The 17,696-nt window shown below is 44.9% G+C and carries 19 protein-coding genes and 1 pseudogene; 16 read left to right on the top strand and 4 right to left on the bottom strand.

The features are described 5' to 3' along the window. Positions 1 to 9: 9 nt before the first annotated feature. From radC to KGP25_RS03125, 8 genes and pseudogenes are all read left to right on the top strand, one after another. A complete protein-coding gene (gene radC, locus KGP25_RS03090; protein ID WP_223539950.1) occupies positions 10 to 489 on the top strand; it encodes a DNA repair protein RadC in 480 nt (159 codons plus the stop codon). 19 nt (positions 490 to 508) lie between these two features. After that, positions 509 to 721 (top strand): DUF987 family protein, encoded by a 213-nt coding sequence (locus KGP25_RS03095; RefSeq protein ID WP_223539951.1) that lies wholly within the window; start codon positions 509 to 511, stop codon positions 719 to 721. Between the two features lie 43 nt (positions 722 to 764). Next, entirely contained in the window at positions 765 to 1,082 is a 318-nt protein-coding gene (locus KGP25_RS03100; protein ID WP_223540533.1) for a type IV toxin-antitoxin system YeeU family antitoxin, read from the top strand. Positions 1,083 to 1,106: 24 nt separating this feature from the next. Beyond that, entirely contained in the window at positions 1,107 to 1,448 is a 342-nt protein-coding gene (locus KGP25_RS03105; RefSeq protein WP_223539952.1) for a TA system toxin CbtA family protein, read from the top strand. Positions 1,449 to 1,551: 103 nt separating this feature from the next. Continuing rightward, positions 1,552 to 1,793: pseudogene (locus tag KGP25_RS03110) on the top strand (restriction endonuclease subunit M); the annotation flags it as partial. 90 nt (positions 1,794 to 1,883) lie between these two features. Beyond that, positions 1,884 to 2,066 (top strand): hypothetical protein, encoded by a 183-nt coding sequence (locus tag KGP25_RS03115; RefSeq protein ID WP_105576963.1) that lies wholly within the window; start codon positions 1,884 to 1,886, stop codon positions 2,064 to 2,066. A 49-nt stretch (positions 2,067 to 2,115) separates the two neighbouring features. Beyond that, complete coding sequence (locus KGP25_RS03120; RefSeq protein WP_223539953.1) at positions 2,116 to 3,288, top strand: DNA methyltransferase; 1,173 nt, start codon at positions 2,116 to 2,118, stop codon at positions 3,286 to 3,288. A gap of 7 nt (positions 3,289 to 3,295) precedes the next feature. Further along, a complete protein-coding gene (locus KGP25_RS03125) occupies positions 3,296 to 4,795 on the top strand; it encodes a DNA methyltransferase (protein ID WP_223539954.1) in 1,500 nt (499 codons plus the stop codon). Positions 4,796 to 4,824: 29 nt separating this feature from the next. On the opposite strand, the gene KGP25_RS03130 is transcribed toward KGP25_RS03125, so the two are convergent. Continuing rightward, on the bottom strand, positions 4,825 to 6,264 hold the full coding sequence (locus KGP25_RS03130) for a phospholipase D-like domain-containing protein (protein ID WP_223539955.1): 1,440 nt from the start codon (positions 6,262 to 6,264) through the stop codon (positions 4,825 to 4,827). 342 nt (positions 6,265 to 6,606) lie between these two features. Between KGP25_RS03130 and KGP25_RS03135 the strand changes: the two genes are divergently transcribed. The 4 genes from KGP25_RS03135 to KGP25_RS03150 all read left to right on the top strand — a co-directional run bounded on the left by KGP25_RS03135 (position 6,607) and on the right by KGP25_RS03150 (position 12,342). Then, entirely contained in the window at positions 6,607 to 7,404 is a 798-nt protein-coding gene (locus KGP25_RS03135; RefSeq protein WP_223539956.1) for a helix-turn-helix transcriptional regulator, read from the top strand. Between the two features lie 462 nt (positions 7,405 to 7,866). Then, on the top strand, positions 7,867 to 9,126 hold the full coding sequence (locus tag KGP25_RS03140; protein WP_072056829.1) for a DNA cytosine methyltransferase: 1,260 nt from the start codon (positions 7,867 to 7,869) through the stop codon (positions 9,124 to 9,126). Between the two features lie 5 nt (positions 9,127 to 9,131). After that, on the top strand, positions 9,132 to 11,162 hold the full coding sequence (locus KGP25_RS03145; RefSeq protein WP_223539957.1) for an ATP-binding protein: 2,031 nt from the start codon (positions 9,132 to 9,134) through the stop codon (positions 11,160 to 11,162). Between the two features lies 1 nt (position 11,163). Next, positions 11,164 to 12,342: a hypothetical protein gene (locus KGP25_RS03150; protein WP_047056614.1), complete on the top strand. Its 1,179-nt coding sequence runs from the start codon at positions 11,164 to 11,166 to the stop codon at positions 12,340 to 12,342. A 54-nt stretch (positions 12,343 to 12,396) separates the two neighbouring features. On the opposite strand, the gene KGP25_RS03155 is transcribed toward KGP25_RS03150, so the two are convergent. Beyond that, positions 12,397 to 13,266, bottom strand: a complete 870-nt coding sequence (locus KGP25_RS03155) for a phosphorothioated DNA-binding restriction endonuclease (RefSeq protein ID WP_223539958.1) — start codon at positions 13,264 to 13,266, stop codon at positions 12,397 to 12,399. A 302-nt stretch (positions 13,267 to 13,568) separates the two neighbouring features. Here KGP25_RS03155 and KGP25_RS03160 point away from each other — a divergent pair, with 302 nt between their 5' ends. The 3 genes from KGP25_RS03160 to KGP25_RS03170 all read left to right on the top strand — a co-directional run bounded on the left by KGP25_RS03160 (position 13,569) and on the right by KGP25_RS03170 (position 14,966). Then, positions 13,569 to 14,036, top strand: coding sequence for a SymE family type I addiction module toxin (locus tag KGP25_RS03160; protein WP_223540534.1), 468 nt, complete (start codon positions 13,569 to 13,571; stop codon positions 14,034 to 14,036). Between the two features lie 161 nt (positions 14,037 to 14,197). Then, positions 14,198 to 14,728 (top strand): DUF2778 domain-containing protein, encoded by a 531-nt coding sequence (locus KGP25_RS03165; RefSeq protein WP_223539959.1) that lies wholly within the window; start codon positions 14,198 to 14,200, stop codon positions 14,726 to 14,728. Further along, positions 14,703 to 14,966 (top strand): hypothetical protein, encoded by a 264-nt coding sequence (locus KGP25_RS03170; protein WP_032649983.1) that lies wholly within the window; start codon positions 14,703 to 14,705, stop codon positions 14,964 to 14,966. Before KGP25_RS03165 ends, KGP25_RS03170 begins: the two co-directional genes overlap by 26 nt. Positions 14,967 to 15,052: 86 nt before the next feature. Here KGP25_RS03170 and trpS read toward each other — a convergent pair whose 3' ends face one another. Beyond that, positions 15,053 to 16,054 carry a tryptophan--tRNA ligase gene (trpS, locus tag KGP25_RS03175; RefSeq protein WP_223539960.1) on the bottom strand — a complete coding sequence of 334 codons (1,002 nt, stop codon included), beginning with the start codon at positions 16,052 to 16,054 and terminating at the stop codon, positions 15,053 to 15,055. 199 nt (positions 16,055 to 16,253) lie between these two features. Between trpS and fosA the strand changes: the two genes are divergently transcribed. Continuing rightward, complete coding sequence (gene fosA, locus KGP25_RS03180) at positions 16,254 to 16,679, top strand: FosA/FosA2 family fosfomycin resistance glutathione transferase (RefSeq protein ID WP_040020209.1); 426 nt, start codon at positions 16,254 to 16,256, stop codon at positions 16,677 to 16,679. Here the strand turns inward: fosA and KGP25_RS03185 are convergent. After that, positions 16,665 to 17,672, bottom strand: coding sequence for a LacI family DNA-binding transcriptional regulator (locus KGP25_RS03185; protein ID WP_223539961.1), 1,008 nt, complete (start codon positions 17,670 to 17,672; stop codon positions 16,665 to 16,667). The genes fosA and KGP25_RS03185 overlap by 15 nt on opposite strands. Positions 17,673 to 17,696: the final 24 nt, after the last annotated feature.

Consider the following 17,696-nt stretch of genomic DNA (forward strand, 5'->3'; position numbering starts at 1 on the left):
TCAGCTGCTATGGAACATCAGTTACCGCTGTTTGCCCGTGAATTACCGCTGACCGCACAACACACCATCCAGGAAGCGTTATCCCTGCTGGAGCGACAGTTACGCGAACCCGGTGCGGCATTTACCTCCATCCATGCCGTGCGCGACTGGCTTCGCCTGCAGCTTGCCACACTGGAAAGAGAAGCACTCGCGGTTCTCTGGCTCGACAATCAGCATCGCCTGATAGCCCACGACACGCTGTTCCTCGGAACAATCAACAACATCACCGTACACCCGCGTGAGGTTGTTAAAGTGGGCCTGAAGCATAATGCTGCGGCTGCGATACTGGCCCATAACCACCCGTCGGGAGAGGCTGAGCCCAGTCACGCCGACAGGTTGATTACCGGACGTCTGAAGCAGACACTTGAACTGGTTGATATTCGTCTGCTGGACCACCTGGTGGTCGGCGGGATGGATATCGTTTCGTTTTCGGAACGTGGCTGGCTGTAAAGCAAAGGAGAAGGCAACGATGAAAATTATCAGCAAACGTCAGGCTATGGCGATATACCGGCAGCATCCGCAGTCCCGGTTGTTTCGCTTCTGTTCCGGGCGGTATCACTGGTCCGGCAGCATCTGCCATTATGCCGGTCGGGAGGTGCAGGATATCAGCGGTGTGCTCGCGGTCTTCGCTGAGCGACGCCAGGACCGTACGCAGCGTTACGCTCAATTAACTCAAATTTAAGGAGGTAAAATTGTCGAATAAAACACTCCCATTCGTCCATGATATCGCTGACCCCTGGTGGGGACTTAAGCCTGCAGCCATCCCGTGTTTTGGCGCTCGTCTGGTGCAGGAGGGCAACCGACTGCACTACATGGCTGACCGGGCCAGTATCACCGGTATATTTGGTGATGCTGAATGTCTGAAGCTGGAAGAAGCATTTCCGCATTTTATCCGCCAGATTGAATTGTCGCTGAACACTGGTGAACTAAAAGCTCGTCATGCCCACTGCGTTACTTTGTACCACAATGCTTTCACCTGTGAAGCCGATACTCTCGGCAGTTGTGGGTACGTCTACATCGTTATTTATCCCACTCAACGTTAAACCTTTTTCACTCGCGATAAAAAAATGAAAACCTTACCTGTAACAACTCAGCGGGCGACTAAGCCGTGCCCGTCTCCCGTGACGGTCTGGCAGATGCTGCTTACCCGCCTGCTGGAACAACATTATGGCCTTACCCTGAATGACACGCTGTTCAGCGATGAAACCGTTATTCAGGAACATATCAACGCCGGTATCACACTGGCTGATGCCGTTAACTTTCTAGTGGAAAAGTACGAACTGGTGCGTATTGATCGCAGGGGGGTTAATTGTCAGGAGCAGTCACCTTATCTGGGCGCAGTGGATATTTTGCGGGCGCGGCAGGCAACCGGTCTGTTGCGATATCGTCATAACACCCCGTCGCTCTGAATTCTGCGAGCAGCTTTCCTGTTTTCTATTCCCGACCTTTCTTCCTTATTAACTCAATGCATAATGCGCCTGCCATTCCCGGCGAGCGCGACGGACGAAAAATATGCAAACAGAAGCTGAAGTTTTAACCGATCATAATGAGCTGATTTGCTCGACCAGTGCTGAGAGTATCGTTACAGGACATGATGCTGAGCTGAAACAGATTGAGAAGTTGATTATCAGCTCAATGACGTTTCCCGGCCCACTTCAGAAATTGGCGACGACATAGCGAGTCATTGGGTGATGCGGCAGGGCCATGCGTTCGACTACCGGCTGGTGCAACCTGTAGAGAAAGCGATGCTAGTCAAGAAAAAACTGTACGAATCTGGTTGTCTGGCGTAGGATAAGTACATATGTAATGTCACATATGTCACATAAATTATCGCGGGTTATTACATGAGCATAGGTAACAGCGGTCGTATTGTTATAGAAGTAAAACCAGAGGTAAAGCGCAGACTTTACTCTGCATTGGCAAGCGAAGGCATATCACTTAAAGAATGGTTCCTGAGAAATGCAGAGCAGTATCTGGAAGGCAATTATAAACCTCCCACACTTTTGGAGAAAATTGATAAAATTTAAGTTTATCAATCAAGAATAAAAACTTTGTAACTTGAAAAATGAGAAAGTAATGGGATCCATTTTAGAACGTTCAACACGTGTTGCAGCACAAGAGCTTGAGACCGGAAGCAATGCTATTCAGCAAAAACTTGCTGAGGTGGATTGGGGGTTCCAGGATCGAGGAAAAACTCCCACAATCGAAACGATTCACCCATATCCCGCAAAATTTATTGGTGACATTCCCCGCGCACTCATGAACGCTCTACCTCTTCCAGCGGGAACCGGCGTACTTGATCCATTTTCAGGCTCAGGAACAACACTAGTTGAAGCTCAACAGGCAGGTATCCCTTCTGTTGGTATCGATCTCAATCCAATTGCCTGCCTGATATCTCGGGTCAAAACCAGTCCTTTATCGGATGGCTTTATTGATGCTGTTGAAGACGTTATCAGACGTTCAGGCAATATTACCTCGCTGGCAACGCCCGACATACCAAACGTGGACCACTGGTTTAAAGCAGATATCCAGTTAGCCGTCGGAGCTCTCGCTGCAACGATTGCGGACGAGGTTTATCTTCCTTGGCTGGATCAGCTTCGTTTGGCACTTTCAGGAATACTGGTTCGTGTTTCAAATCAAGATAGCGATACCCGGTACGCTGCTATCGATAAAAATATTTCTTATGAGGATGTTTTTAAATTATTCCGTGCCTCAGCAGTAAAAATTATGAAGGCGTTGACGACGCGAAAAGAAGATTTACCTACAGCACAAATTATAGAAGCAAATACGCTTGAGGTTCAGCCAGAAGATATCAATATCCCGATTGGGTTGGTCGTTACCTCTCCTCCTTATCCTAATGCCTATGAATACTGGCTTTATCATAAATATCGGATGTGGTGGCTTGGCTTTGATCCCCTTTCAGTGAAGGAAAAGGAGATCGGAGCACGCGCACACTTTTTCAAAAAAAATCATCACACTGCAGAGCTGTTTATTGATCAAATGCGAGGGGTATTTTCTCTCATTGATAATGTATTAGTCGAAAAGGGTTTTGTCTGCTTCGTAGTGGGGCGGTCAAAGATTCACGGAAAGATTATCAATAATGGGGACATCATTGATCTGGTTGCTTCTGAAATAGGGTTGGAGCGTGTATCTCGTTTTGATCGCGTTATAAACGCAAACAGAAAATCTTTCAATCTCTCACATGCAAACATAAAGACGGAAACCGTACTTGTGTTTCAGAAAAGATAATTTAGATATGCAATTAACATGGCACAACTATAAATACTACCCATATGAAAAAGATCTCGCACTGCGTGAGATACAGAGTCTTCTGACACCTGATTTAATCGAGGTTAGTGAAAAAGGGGTAAATGTAAAGCATCCTGTAGCACCTGAAATGGCTCAACGACTAGTCTATTTTGCAGGTTATACTAATGAACTTGGATTACCACCAGTAAATACGATGCAACGTATTCTGGAACAAGTGAATGGCAGCAATACGAGTCGACAGGCTACCCGCTACTCAGCACATGGATTGCATGAGTACAAAGGCAAGTTTAATCCTCAAGTTGCAAAAGCAATATTGAACATCTTTGCAGCAAAACCTGGACAAACTGTACTTGATCCTTTTTGTGGAAGTGGAACTTCTTTAGTAGAATGTGCCCATCTGGGTATTGATGCTATTGGGACAGATATTAACCCATTGGCAGTATTTATTGCTAATGCCAAATTACGTTCCCTGCAAATCCCTGCTGAGAGGCTTCTTAGGGATGGAATATCATGCCTCATTGATGCAGAAAAATATTCTTGCATCCATTTTGTTGGTGATGAACGAGATATTTACTTGCAGTCGTGGTTCCCTATGGATTATTTACAGCAAATTGAAAAGCTGAGAATAGCCATTAAACAGTCAGGTAGTGCCAGTACTAATATCATGCTGGTAATTGCATCAAACCTACTGCGTGATTATTCATTACAGGAACCTCATGATTTGCGCATCAGACGTAGAAAGTCTCCTTTTCCTGAAAAGAGTTTTTTTCAAGCTTACAGGGAGGCTCTAGAGGCGTTTTGCAAAAAACTGTCAGATTTTCAACGTAATGTGGGAGTTGTTGAAATAAAGCAAAGGGCAATCAATATCGACTGCAAAAATGCAATGGGGCATGATGGCCTTGGTGCCAATACTTTTGACTTAGCTCTAACCAGTCCGCCATATGCAACAGCTTTGCCTTATATTGATACTCAAAGGCTTAGTCTTGTATGGCTTGGATTATTAACGCCTTCAGAGGTGAAGTTATTAGAAGCCGAGCTTGTTGGTAGTCGTGAGATTCGCGGAGCGGGAAAAAAGAACCTGCTGGCACATCTGGAAAAGAATGAAGATGGACTGCCGGAAACGGAAGCCCATTTTTGCCTTCAATTACAGCAAGCCTTATCTGAAACTGATGGTTTTAGAAGACAAGCGGTTCCCCGTCTGCTTTATCGATACTTTTCAGCCATGTCGGATGTATTTGCCTCTGTCAGAGGTGTTGTAAAAGAAGATGCACCTTTTGGTCTTATCGTTGGTGGTAATCATACAGTGCTTGGTGGTACACGTTTTGACATTAATACCCCACAACATCTGGCAAATCTTGCAGTATCACGTGGATGGCAGCATGTGGAAACCATACCACTTCAAACCTACAAGCGCTACGGTTTACATCAAAACAATGCAACCACAACAGAAGCACTTATAGTCCTTAAAGCAGCAGCTAGTAACTAGACTCAGCTCACACGTTGTTACTGACTTTCTCACCATGCTGGCGAGTAGTCTGGAGGTAGCCAGCAGGCTCCATTCCCGGCAAGCTCGCCCTGTTCCGCCGCGTCCCTGAACAAGGCGGCTGCCTGTTGTGAAATCCCTGAATTGTTATCAAGGAAACTGAGACGAAAAGAAGGCTCTGTCGAGGTCGGCCATTCTAGAAGTGCCATATCGCCATCCACAGGTACATTCAGCCCCTCAGCAATTATCAAACTGCTTAAGGTATTTACTGAAGCAGGCACAAGCATACGAATATCACTATGACCTGTTTCGCTTGGCGTAAACCCATACCCCATAACGTTCGTACTAACAGTTCCGCCATCAATGGTAATATTGTCGCTTAAATAACGTAACCTAAGGTTAAATTGAGCACGAGGTCTATTATGTTTACCAAAAGGGCCAAATTTTAAAGTCTGGACAGATACAACGGGTATGCTTATATTTGCTGTTCCTGTCCCGCCAGCAAAATGACGCGCGCTGTCGCGATTTAATTGAATAATAAGCCCTGTGGCCCCCTTTGGTAGTGGTATTCCGGTTATGGCTCCATAGTCAGTAGTAGCCTGAGTAGCGTCTGTTGCAAATAGAATATATGGAGGAAATCCTTCACGCTGCGTAAATAATGGCCCTGTCGATAACGTTGCATCCTGACGGGACTGAGTAATAATTGAAGGCGTATTAGAGTTGGTTACTTTATCCTCGCCTGTTGTTACTGAACCAGCAACTTTCGGGATCTCAATTATGGGGCGTAGGCGTTTCTTAACATTGGATTGGTGTATATCAGCACTTCCTTGGGCAAGGGTTCGAGGTGGCGGTGCAAGTGCAAGGACATCATTTTCAACTAAACTGTTTAGAACCGAAACATCTGATACTATAGTAAGACCATCTGTTTCTTGAACAAACCAGCGATCAATCGCGGTAGCAATTTGGTCTAGAATTTGGGGATCATCTCCTTCGTTTGTATCAAGAGAAATCCCTGCCTCAACATGCAGAGCAAGACCTGATGCAGTAAGGTTTGCTGATCCCACAAAGGCGGCCTGTGAACCATCCTCTCGGCGAATATGATAAGTTTTAGGGTGAAAGTAGCCCCCTTTGAAACTGACAATTCCCAACTGAGCTCCACCTCGTGGTATGCCCATGATTTCAATTAATCTTTCAACATCACTTTTAAGGGTGCTTGAATCATTCGAGCCAAGGAGAATATTTGTTGGAAGATTGTTAACTTTGCAATGAGTGAGGGCAGGAAGAAGTAATCCTAGACCGTCCAGTGAAAAAAAAACCGTCTGAAAACGAAGCTCAGCTACAGGCCCACTTATCGCTGTTTCCAGCCAATAAGCGAGAGTATTCTCGCGCTGGCGCAGTCCAGAATCATAATACCTCATTTTTCCCTTCTCCCTATTTTCATAATCTGTAGCGCTCATTGCACCGAAAAACATGATACATAACCAGTCAGAGGTTACGCCAACAATAATCACATTAATAATGAAGCCTTAACTAGATACCTACCGTTTCGCCCTTCAGTACAATCACCAACACGCCGATAATGTTTTAGTTCGCCTGATTGACCACGTATCCGGTCACCGATGTACAGCTGACTCGGTATGAACCTTTGGAAGTCCGAAAAGTGTTACTCGATGATGATGCGGTTCACTAAGAACTTCGTGACAATGACATCTGTTCATTAGTGATTACCCGTCAAATTGAAACTCATTTTTGTGTTTTTTACTCTTAAATGTGTTTTGATGGCATTTTCTTCCCCTGTCTGAAGGATGGATGCCATGTTACAGAACAACATCAAACAGCTTCGTACTCAACTGTCGATCACCCAACGCGAGCTGGCGTTTATGGTTGGCACCAGCCAGCAGCAAATTCAGCGTATCGAAACCGGGAAGGTTGCTGCAAAGCTGGGTCTTGCACAGGCAATATGCAATGCCCTGGATAAGCCTCTAAATGTCGTGTTCCCGGAAAGCGATCGGTTGATAAACGACTTCCGCAAGAAGCGTCGTAAAACCGATGAAGATCTTGAAGCGATAGCCACAAGCGGCATTGAAATGGACAGTGGTCTCTGGACCGTAAAGCTTTGGCTTCAGGGACAGCAGGAGTATTTGTTGTTGCCCATTTCAGCTGCGGATAAGCGGAGGTTTTATTATTATTTTCAGGAAACAGCTAGCCCGAATATAGAGCGGTTCTTTGTCTTTGACTCGGACCAGTATCGCTATGCGTTAAATATGCGCGAAGTAGTATTTCACCAGTTCTTGTCTGATGGTCTACCGCCAATCATTGCTGAAGAAGATGATGATTACGAAGACGATTATTTTAATGTCCGTATCACCTTGGTGAACGGTGGCCCAGTGATTCCGCTGAGCGTTGAGCCTGATGCGCCGCAAAACGAAGAGGCGGATGATATCGGTCAGTTGAATGCGTTCTTTGAAAAACTGGACTGCGAGCCTGAAACCACAGATCGTTATATGTTAACCGACGAAGATGGAGAAGATGCTTTTATCCGTATTGGTTCTATTGCCATGGTGCGAGTCGTACTTGACGCGCTGGAGCCTGTGGAAGAAGATGAAGAATAGTTTTTAGCTAGCTGTATTCACAGGGAATCGCGTTGAGTATACATGTGAGTATACGCCGTGATCTCTTATTTTTATAAATTCATTTATTTCAAATGGTTATGGCGTAAATCGCGGTGCGGCCTTCGCACCAAAAAATGTGATGTTGAACAAGAGAAGCTGCCTTAAGGCGGCTTTTTTTATTTGATGCATCCCTTATCTAGTATATGATTGATATCAAGACGTTATATCCTTTAAAGCCTTTTAATTTTGAAGGTAAATTATTGTGGATGCATGCTTCTTTGGTTGTGCAGACTACCTACCAGCATTAAATGCTGAAAATTGCATCTAATTATATATAATTAATACATATCTAAACTGCAGAACATTAATATAATTTAAAATCTCATTAAAATCAGTTGGTTATGTTTTGAGTGGTTAGGTTCATGTTCTATATTAAAATCGATAGTGAGAGAATGATTGTAAATGCTATGTAATCTACAAAACAACAAAAAATTATACATTGATCTTTTCTCAGGTTGTGGTGGACTTTCCTTGGGCTTAGGGCAAGCCGGCTGGGAAGGGCTCTTTGCAGTTGAAAAGGATGATATGGCATTTAAGACTTTCTCACATAATCTTATAGAAAATGAACGTTCTCATTTTAAATGGCCTGAGTGGTTACCAAAAGAAGCAACTACAATTCAGGATATTTTATCTAAATACCCTCAAGAACTTTCTCATCTAAAAGGTAAAATTGATTTAATTGCAGGTGGACCGCCATGCCAAGGCTTTTCTTTAGCTGGTCGTAGAAATATTGAAGACCCTCGTAATAAACTTTCGCATGAATATATTAAAATGGTAAGGATAATTGAACCAAAATATATTCTATTGGAAAATGTTAGAGGTTTTAGCTCATCGTTTAAGTCAAATGATGGAGAAAAAGCAAAACAACCTTATTCTATGTTAGTTAAAAGAAAACTTCAGAAGTTAGGGTATGAGATATATTCTGATTTTGTGTGCAGCTCAAAATTTGGAGTTCCCCAAAATCGGACGAGATTTATTATGGTTGGAATAAAAAAATCCCTCCTTAAAGGAAATGTGATAAATCCCTTTGATATATTGTCAAATTTGCGCATGGATTTTTTAATAAAAAATAAATTACCGTTAGAATCAATTAAAGTTAGTGATGCTATTGATGATCTTTTGATAAGCAAAAATGACGTCGTATTTCATTCAGGAACTTTAGAAAAAGGCTTTAAAAAAATTAATTATTCAGTTCCTGCTTTGCAAAACTCTTATTTAAAACACATTAGAAAAAACGATAACAAAAAGATCCCAAATAGCCTTCGACTTGCAAGACATAAAACTCAAACTATCGAGAAATTCAAATTAATTCAGAGTATTTGTAAGCCGGGCGTAAGTTTGAATGATAATATGCGGTTACAAATCGGAACTAAAAAACAAGCTATTACAGTTCTTAATGCAAATGAACCTTCAAAAACATTAACTACATTACCTGATGACCTTTTGCATTATAGTGAGCCAAGAATCCTAACAGTCAGAGAAATGGCAAGAATACAGTCATTTCCTGATGATTTCGATATTTTAGGAAAGTACACAACAGGCGGTTCACGAAGAACCCAAGAGTGTCCTCGATATACTCAGGTTGGGAATGCTGTACCTCCTTTGCTTGGGGAAGCTCTCGGTTTTTTAATAAAAAAAATAGATTCTATTATTAAGGAATAAATATAATGAGTAGTGATTATATAATTGAGCAGGAGCTCATAGAAAATATTACTAAAGGAAAACATCAGTCTACTAAGCTGGAGACTGATGATAAAGTTCTGGCAAGAGTAACTGATGGAATATATAGGCTTCCAGGTTCGGCAATAAGAGAATTGATTTCCAATGCTTATGATGCAGATGCAGAAAATGTTTATGTAGAAACTGATGTGCCTCGATTTAATTCTATGACTATCAGAGATGATGGAAGTGGAATGTCTGTTAATACATTAGTTAATATGTTGAGACATATTGGCGGAAGTGCTAAAAGAACTGAAAGAGGTATATCTCTTAAAGTTACAGATGATAATGATACATCATTAAGCGCAATTAAAAAGAGAAAGTTAATTGGAAAAATTGGTATTGGTCTTTTCAGTGTTGCCCAACTAACCCGAGATTTTGAAATTATTACTAAGCAAAAAGGAAATGACTTTTATCTTAGAGCTAAGGTTCAACTATTTAATTACTCTGATGAAATACCTAGTCAAAAAAAATCAGAAGGAGAGAGGGGTAAAAGTTTCCAAACAGGGAATGTGGATATTTGGATAGAAAAAACTACTAATATAGATGCTCACGGTACAGATATATTACTTCACAACATAAAAAAAAGCGCTCAAGATCAATTAAGAAGTGTTGATGTATGGGGGCAAATCGAAAATGAAACCATTCCAGATGATCAGCAAAATGACTCCCTTGACTCATCAAAAGCAATATTGCCTGATTTTCATGTTGGCTATCTTTCTAATGACAATGATGGCACGGCTACTTATACTAGCAACTCAGATCGAAAGCCCTTACTACCTTGGGACGAACATACCAATCCCGATGAAAAATTTTTAAATTTATATGAAGCTATTTTAAGTAAAACAAAAAATGCCGTAAGTCCAAAATTGAATCTAATATTAGATAATTATCTAAATATGATTTGGACACTAGGTCTTTCAATTCCATTGCAATATATTGAGAAACATCCTTTTGAACTTGTTAAAAGTGAGATTCCCGATATTTATGCATTAAGCAATAAAAATAAAGGCCAAGCTGATGACATCTATAATCAATTAGAAGATGATGTTTCAATTGGTGATGCTTTGGGTTTTAAAGCGCACAAAAGAAAATATGATTTTAATGTATATGTTGATGGGATAAAACTATTCAGACCGATTAAATATACGGACCTTCCGTTATCCAAAGCCATGGTTAAAAAGCCGATCATGTTTGTCGGGAAATATAAACCAAATCTTAATGGAGTTGATGTTACGGATTCGGGAGAGGATTTAGAATTTGAAGCATACGTATTTTGGACGCCAAAGGTAAGCCCAAAAGATCATAATGGGTCATTAATTAGAATACATGATGCATCAGGTATTTTATTTGATGAGACTTTTATGAAGCATCAGGTTGCAGAACATACAATAAAAAGTCAACTTACTGCTGAGATATTTGTTAGCAAAGGTCTAGATTCGGCTTTGAATATTGATAGGGAATCTTTCAATATTGCTCATCCTCATTATCAGATAGTTATGAGATGGTTACATAGCGCTATAAGGCAGGTTGTAAATAAATATAAGCAAATAAAAAAAGATGTTCAGTCTAGTATCAATACCGACAGCGAGGATGCTTTTACAACCTCTTTAAATGAAATAGTTGAGCGTTCCTATAAAAGCAATCTCAAGGATCCACTTGAAAGATCTAATCTAGTTCTTGTCGATGATAAAACAAAAAAAGTGGATGAGTCGTATAGTGGAGATAATAATAAAGATGATGATGGCGTAATAAAATCTTTGGATGAAGTATACGATAGCTTTATTGTCACTAAGTCCAAGTTAGATAAGGTATTAAATCCAATAAAAAGACAAAAAAATAAGCAAAAAAATCTTATTTCTAGATCTCAAGCAATTTTACAAATTCTAGAGTCATATAATTTATTGGAAAATCTAACGATAGAGAAACAGGAACGTCTAGTTTTGGATTTAATCGAAGTGCTGAGCGTGGAGATATAATATGGGGCTTTTCGATACTGACGATTCATTATTTACTGTTGATGACGTTGCGGGCAAGGTTTCGCAGTTCACTAAAAATGAATTTATGCCTTGGCATAAGCCACGTAAACAATATATTCGCGATAAGCAGTGGGTTAGCCATTTGATTCGCCTGATTAGGCGTAGTCAATTTCGACATGTTGATACAATAAATTATTTCGGTTTGCCTGGCGGCGATCTTCTTGATATAAATTATATTCATAAAGGGTTGAGTCGTGTTTCAGATTATAAGGGGAAAAAATTAGGTTTTCACGGTTTAATAGATAATGTTGAAGATTTTAATAAGGCACAAGGTGAATTCACCAAACTCCTAGATATGGATGATATATCTGATCAGTCCCGCTTAGATAATTTTAATTTTGAGGATTTAAATAATAATAACTCTGCAGCATGGGCTAGAATTAAGAATTTCGGGACTTATCATTTTATAAATTTAGATTTCTGTAATAATGTCTTGACTGATAAAACGCTTCCCTCGCTTCATTATTTGCTTTTATATCAAATGCAAAAAGCTGTCGGTGTTCCATGGTTGCTCTGTATTACAACAAGATTAAATAAAGATAGTGCAAATAAAGAAATCATGGATAAATTTCAAGTTGTAATTGATGAGATTATACATGGGGGAGAGTTAACGGACAAAATTAAATCTTGCTTTAATGAAGCCTATGAGTGCATGCGCACAATAGAGAATTTAAATAGTTCTGATAATAAAATTTTGGTCAATCAAATTTTGCAAATTTGTTTAGTTCTGTGGGTTCTTAAAGCAGCGATAGCATTTAAAAACAAAATAGAGCTAAAAAGTAGCTTTAAATATTCAGTTGATCTTTTCAATAGAGACTCAGACATGCATTCTTTTGTTTTTTCTTTCGAAAAACCGGAAGAGTTTTTCCCAGACTGCATAGGAGTTGTGCCTGTCAGAGATAGCAAGAATATTGATATCGATTATAGAAGTTTAGCCTCTTCAGCAATCGAAAAACTTAGTAACACTCTCGACGTGGATACATATTTAGATGATAAGCCTGATGAGCTTGAAAAATATGCAAATGAAATGATGGAACTATTAAAGAGTTGTGGCTATGATGTGTCTGGTTATAAGGAGTTTATGAATGAAAAATTTGGGTATAAATGTATTTTAGCTTAAGCTGACAGCATCAATTGTAGAGCCCTGATTACTTTTAGGGGCTCTTTTTTAATATTATTTTTTATAAACTTCATTTCGATGCCAACCAATAAAACATTCGCATGGATAATTTTCTTTTATCACTGGTAGTGCAATCTGCTTCCCGGCAAAATCCCAGAACAACCGCCCAACGATCCCATTGCCATTCACCGCCTCAGACACCAGTACCCGCATACTGTCATCCAGCCCAATCGATCCCTTATCAAACGCCTTATGATGAATCGCACACAGCGCCAGTCCGTTCGGGACCTCACACGGTCCACCAAACTGCTTCCACTTGATATGCGCGGCTTCAAGTCCAACGGAGGCGTTATCATGCCGCATGTTAAATCCGCAGATGGCACACTCGTAGTTGTAAGCACGCAGTACCTGCTGGCGGAATAGCGGATCGCGAACCTTACGAATCTGCTGGATATCAAAACCCATCTCATCCGCGATCTCTTCCTGAATGCTTTCAGGAAAATGCGCTTCAAGGATCTGCTGCGCCAGCGAGCCGATCAGGTTTTTGTTCTTACTCAGCAGAGAAAAGTGTTCTTCATCAAACCCGCCTGCGACGTTATGTTCCACAAGTTCTTTAACGGGCGGTTGTTTACTGCCAGTAGTTGAACAGAATTCAGTATTCTGAAGATCCCAAAACCCGTCCCTCTTGAGCCGCCAGAAGGGCATATTTGGGTAATGCGCCTTCCGCTGTGGGCCAAAGCGTTCTAACAGGCTAAGCAACTGTTCGTGGACTTCGGTTCCATAATCAAACAGTCGCGCATGCCCCTGCTGATAGTTCGCCAGCACGTACAGAAGCAATAAAGGCTTATGCGGCGCACGCTGTTCGCCTTTGCGCCAGATAGTGATGTCGGCAATTGCCTGTTCAAGAGTTTTGCTGGAAGCCATCGCGTTACGGAAGAAGGTAAATAATTGCGATGATGCTCGCAAAACTCAGGACAGGCAACCCACAATCAACAAAAAACATGACCTTACCGCACACTACGTTATTTCCTGAATCCCCCTCGCAAATTCCAAATTTACCCCACACCAAACCGCTGTATTTATATTCAGCCCTGTATAATGAGCACCAGAAATTACGCCAAACGGCGAAAGGAAGTATCAAGGAATATTTAACGAAGAATTCGCGATATGAAGGTGCTGCAACACCCCCATACCGCTAACCACAACCAACTATCGAGGAGTTGAAAATGGCTGCGACGAATTTTAAGCCAGAGTTTACTGTTTGCAAAACAGAATCAGACGCTTTCACCGGCATGATTGAAAACCGCGAGCTGGTCCGCAAAAAAAGCGCCCGCCGACTTCACGGCAACCCGCCCAACGCGGCGCCCGTCCATCCGCGAGCGGAGACACCGCAGGACAGTGCCGCCTGCTGCGAACTGTATGCGCGCATAGACATGAAATATCTTCTGCTGGGCGGAGACTGGTTAAACCGTGCAGGCTTTATCAACGGTATGCCGGTGAAAATCCGCGCCATGAAAGACTGCATTGTGATTACTCCACAGCATACAAGAGAATTATGGGGATGTCTGGAAGGTATGAGCGTGGTGAATATCAATAAGCAGAAAGTCGCGCAGTGGTTAAAAACGTTTCCGGGGGCGTTGAATGATACGGGAGATATACCTATTGTGAAGCGCGGAAATGGTCGGGCAGAATAATATCTAAAATCTCCTTTCATTAATCCTGTAAAAGGATGAGTTAATACGGACGTGAATACACATGTCCGTATTTTTTGTTTTTTACATGAATTATCTAACTCCGCTGGTGCATTCTATAAATCGGTTGTAAAATTCTCCGCAAAGCGACAGGGAGGATTGCTATGCAGATTTGTAGGATGGATTACAACGATGTCTCAGCCGATGGAAGAAGGCTGAAACTACACGTTTATGGCGTTGGGACGTTTCCCGTTTTTTCAGGGATAGAACCCGTAACCAATATTGCAGAGTGCGCCTTTATCAGGAATGCAGCATTACCTGTGGGTACGTACTGGATCGTTGATGCGCCGGAAGGCAGTATTGCTAATCGGGTTGAGCGGTTTGTAAAAGACTTCAAGAACGGGACCGATCATTCTGAATGGTTCGGCTTGTTTAATGCATCGACCATGGCTGATAACGTATTTGTAAATGGGGTCGACAGAGGCTCATTTCGACTTCATCCATTGAGACCGAATGGTGAAGGAGAGTCGTGGGGATGCATAACGTTCTATAATATCCCTGATTTTCAACTGGTCAGACAATCTTTGCTTGCACGTAAGAAGGTTCGTGTTCCTGGTGGTAAAGGGTTGATGGCATATGGACGTATTGATGTGACAGGAAGGGCTGATTATGCTTCATGCAAAGTTAAAAAATAATATCCTGATTGGCCTGGCGTGCCTCATTGCTTCCTTCTTTATCGTCCTGTTTCCTCTGGGAGGTTTGCTCGATTACTTATCTCAAGTCAGCAATGAGTTTTTAAATCGTACCGGTCTGGGGTTTGCTGATGGTGAAGCAGACCCATCATTCCTGTGGGTGTTGGGGGGGATGATGGTCGTCGTTACCGTATTACTGATGAGCATCATCAGAAAGATATGCAACCTGAAGCAGGGATGAAATATTTCATAGCCGCTTTCTAAAACAATTAAGCGGCGTCATGCCAATCCCACACTCCGCCGCCCAACCTCAATCAACTCACCTCATCAAAACACCGGCACTCCCAGCCCCACCTTCACCTCCCTCAACGTCTCCTGCGTCACCCCCTGCGCCCGCTCTGTCCCGCGCTTCAGCATCGCCATCAGTTCCCCCTTATCCTGCATGTATATCGCCCTCCGCTCCCGCATCGGCGCAATCAACTCCTGCAGGCACGCTTCAAGCTCGTTCTTGCAAACCCGGTCCCCCAGCCCGCCCGCCTGATAATGTGCCTTCATCGCCGCCACTTTCTCCTTGTCCGGATGAAACGCGTCGAGGTACGTAAACACCACGTTCCCCTCAATCTGCCCCGGGTCGCTCACCTTCAGGTGGTTCGGGTCGGTGTACATGGCGCTGACCGCACGGTGAATCGTCTCTTCGCTGGCCGAAAGGTGCAGCGTGTTGCCCAGCGATTTCGACATCTTGGCGCTGCCGTCGATGCCGGGCAGGCGGCTGGTGTCGCTCAGCATCGCCTTGCAGTGGCGCAGCACCGGGGCGGGCAGCAGGCTGTTCATCTTGTGCACAATCTCGTTGGTCTGCTCAATCATCGGCAGCTGGTCGTCGCCGACGGGCACGCACTCGGCCTTGAACGCGGTGATGTCCGCCGCCTGGCTGATGGGGTAGGCCATAAACCCGACCGGCAGCGAGCGGGCGAACCCCTTCTGCGCAATCTCGTTTTTCACAGTCGGGTTACGCTCCACGCGGGCGACGGTGACGATGTTCATATACAGCATCGTCAGCTCGGCGAGGGCGGGCAGGGCGGACTGCAGGCAGATCGTGGTCAGGTTCGGGTCGATGCCGGCGGCGAGGTAGTCGGCCAGCACTTCCGGGATGTTATCGCGGATCTTCTGCGGGTTGCTGCCGTTGTCGGTCAGCCCCTGCAGGTCGGCAATCAGCACAAACTGGTTGTGCGTTTGTTGCAGCGCCACGCGCTGGCGCAGCGAACCGACGAAGTGGCCGAGGTGCAGCGGGCCGGTTGGGCGGTCGCCGGTGAGGATAGTTGGTGCGTTCATAAAGACTCCTTAATGGGCAGTTGCCGAAAGGGGTCTTAGAAAAGTGAAAGCCGCCTTTCGGCGGCTATCTGAAAATGGGGAAAACTACTCCGTGCCGCCTTTAAGAAGGCAGCCACCAGCGGTTTACGGTGAGGACGGCGTGGTTTATGTTCATGCTTTTACCGTATCACGTCCGGCGCGAAAAACAAAAGGGCATGTCATGCTGCAATCACTCAACCACCTGACCCTCGCGGTCAGCGACCTGCAAAAAAGCGTCACCTTCTGGCACGAGCTGCTGGGGCTGGCGCTGCACGCCCGCTGGAATACCGGGGCCTATCTCACCTGCGGCGACCTGTGGGTCTGTCTGTCGTACGACGAGGCGCGCCAGTATGTGCCGCCGCAGGAGAGCGACTACACCCACTACGCGTTTACCGTGGCGGAAGAGGATTTTGAACCGTTCTCGCAAAGGCTTGAGCAGGCGGGCGTTACCGTCTGGAAGCAGAACAAAAGCGAGGGGGCGTCGTTCTATTTTCTCGATCCGGACGGTCACAAGCTGGAGCTGCACGTGGGCAGCCTCGCCGCGCGGCTGGCGGCGTGTCGCGAGAAGCCCTATGCGGGCATGGTGTTTACCTCAGACGGGGCTTGAGGCGCGCACCTTCAGCCTGCCCGCCAGCGTCACGTGCGTGGCAGCATCTTCCTGATTACACAGGTACTCCACCGCGAGGCGTCCCAGCTCGCTGTAGGGCAACTGAATACTGGTCAGCGGCGGGGTGAGCTGTTCGGAAATCTTCTGGTCGTCGTAGCCCGCCAGCAGCATGTCCTGCGGGATGCGCACGCCGTTCACCGCCAGCGCCTGATAGCAGCCAATCGCCAGCCAGTCGCTGGCGCAGAAGATGGCGTCCGGGCGCTCGGCCAGTTCCAGCAGGGAGGTGGTGGCGGTAAAGGACTCGCTGAACTGCCAGTTGGTCTGGCGCACCAGGCCGTCGTCGCACGCGAGTCCGGCCTGCTGCAGCGCGGCCTGGTAGCCCGCCAGACGCTGGCGCGAGGCCTCCATCCAGCTCTCGCCGGTGATGTGGGCGATGCGCGTGGCCCCGCAGGCGATGAGGTGTCTGGTAACCTGGAAAGCGTTGGCGTAATCGTCCGGGATAAACGACGGCAGCAGCGGCGAGCCGGGGTCGCGCTGGTTGAGCAGCACCAGCGGGATGCGGGTGCAGTCCTGGAAGGCCGTCATGTCCACCAGCGTGGTGATCGGGGAGGCAAGGATAATCCCGATGCAGTTGCGCTTCTCCAGCTGGCGGATGATGTTCAGCGCCAGCTCGATGTCATCGCCGTAGTCGTAGACGGTGAGCAGGGTTTCGTTGCGCCACGCCGCTTCCCGCGCCTGGCTGATGGCGTCGATAAACGGGTCGAAGCTCTGCATGGAGCTGACCAGCAGGGCGATCTCTTCCTGGTTGCGCGGGGCGTGAACGGCGGGGAGGCGGTCGTAGCCGAGCTCGGTAGCCACGTTAATCACCCGCTGGCGGGTGTCGTCGCTGAGCTTGATGTTACGGGACTGGTTAAGCACCAGCGATACAGTCGCCTGCGACACCCCTGCCGCCCGCGCAATATCATTCATCGTCACTTTTGTTTTTCGCTTCATCCGTCCTCTCCCTTTCGCGAATTC

It is taken from the genome of Enterobacter sp. JBIWA003, assembly GCF_019968825.1.
GTDB classification, from domain to species: domain Bacteria; phylum Pseudomonadota; class Gammaproteobacteria; order Enterobacterales; family Enterobacteriaceae; genus Enterobacter; species Enterobacter quasiroggenkampii.

Excerpts from the sequence above, each read along its gene's own strand:
- radC (WP_223539950.1), top strand. The coding sequence starts at position 10 with ATGGAACATCAGTTACCGCTGTTTGCCCGTGAATTACCGCTGACCGCA.
- KGP25_RS03095 (WP_223539951.1), top strand. The coding sequence starts at position 509 with ATGAAAATTATCAGCAAACGTCAGGCTATGGCGATATACCGGCAGCAT.
- KGP25_RS03105 (WP_223539952.1), top strand. The coding sequence starts at position 1,107 with ATGAAAACCTTACCTGTAACAACTCAGCGGGCGACTAAGCCGTGCCCG.
- KGP25_RS03115 (WP_105576963.1), top strand. The coding sequence starts at position 1,884 with ATGAGCATAGGTAACAGCGGTCGTATTGTTATAGAAGTAAAACCAGAG.
- KGP25_RS03120 (WP_223539953.1), top strand. The coding sequence starts at position 2,116 with ATGGGATCCATTTTAGAACGTTCAACACGTGTTGCAGCACAAGAGCTT.
- KGP25_RS03125 (WP_223539954.1), top strand. The coding sequence starts at position 3,296 with ATGCAATTAACATGGCACAACTATAAATACTACCCATATGAAAAAGAT.
- KGP25_RS03130 (WP_223539955.1), bottom strand. The coding sequence starts at position 6,264 with ATGTTTTTCGGTGCAATGAGCGCTACAGATTATGAAAATAGGGAGAAG.
- KGP25_RS03135 (WP_223539956.1), top strand. The coding sequence starts at position 6,607 with ATGTTACAGAACAACATCAAACAGCTTCGTACTCAACTGTCGATCACC.
- KGP25_RS03140 (WP_072056829.1), top strand. The coding sequence starts at position 7,867 with ATGCTATGTAATCTACAAAACAACAAAAAATTATACATTGATCTTTTC.
- KGP25_RS03145 (WP_223539957.1), top strand. The coding sequence starts at position 9,132 with ATGAGTAGTGATTATATAATTGAGCAGGAGCTCATAGAAAATATTACT.
- KGP25_RS03150 (WP_047056614.1), top strand. The coding sequence starts at position 11,164 with ATGGGGCTTTTCGATACTGACGATTCATTATTTACTGTTGATGACGTT.
- KGP25_RS03155 (WP_223539958.1), bottom strand. The coding sequence starts at position 13,266 with ATGGCTTCCAGCAAAACTCTTGAACAGGCAATTGCCGACATCACTATC.
- KGP25_RS03160 (WP_223540534.1), top strand. The coding sequence starts at position 13,569 with ATGGCTGCGACGAATTTTAAGCCAGAGTTTACTGTTTGCAAAACAGAA.
- KGP25_RS03165 (WP_223539959.1), top strand. The coding sequence starts at position 14,198 with ATGCAGATTTGTAGGATGGATTACAACGATGTCTCAGCCGATGGAAGA.
- KGP25_RS03170 (WP_032649983.1), top strand. The coding sequence starts at position 14,703 with ATGCTTCATGCAAAGTTAAAAAATAATATCCTGATTGGCCTGGCGTGC.
- trpS (WP_223539960.1), bottom strand. The coding sequence starts at position 16,054 with ATGAACGCACCAACTATCCTCACCGGCGACCGCCCAACCGGCCCGCTG.
- fosA (WP_040020209.1), top strand. The coding sequence starts at position 16,254 with ATGCTGCAATCACTCAACCACCTGACCCTCGCGGTCAGCGACCTGCAA.
- KGP25_RS03185 (WP_223539961.1), bottom strand. The coding sequence starts at position 17,672 with ATGAAGCGAAAAACAAAAGTGACGATGAATGATATTGCGCGGGCGGCA.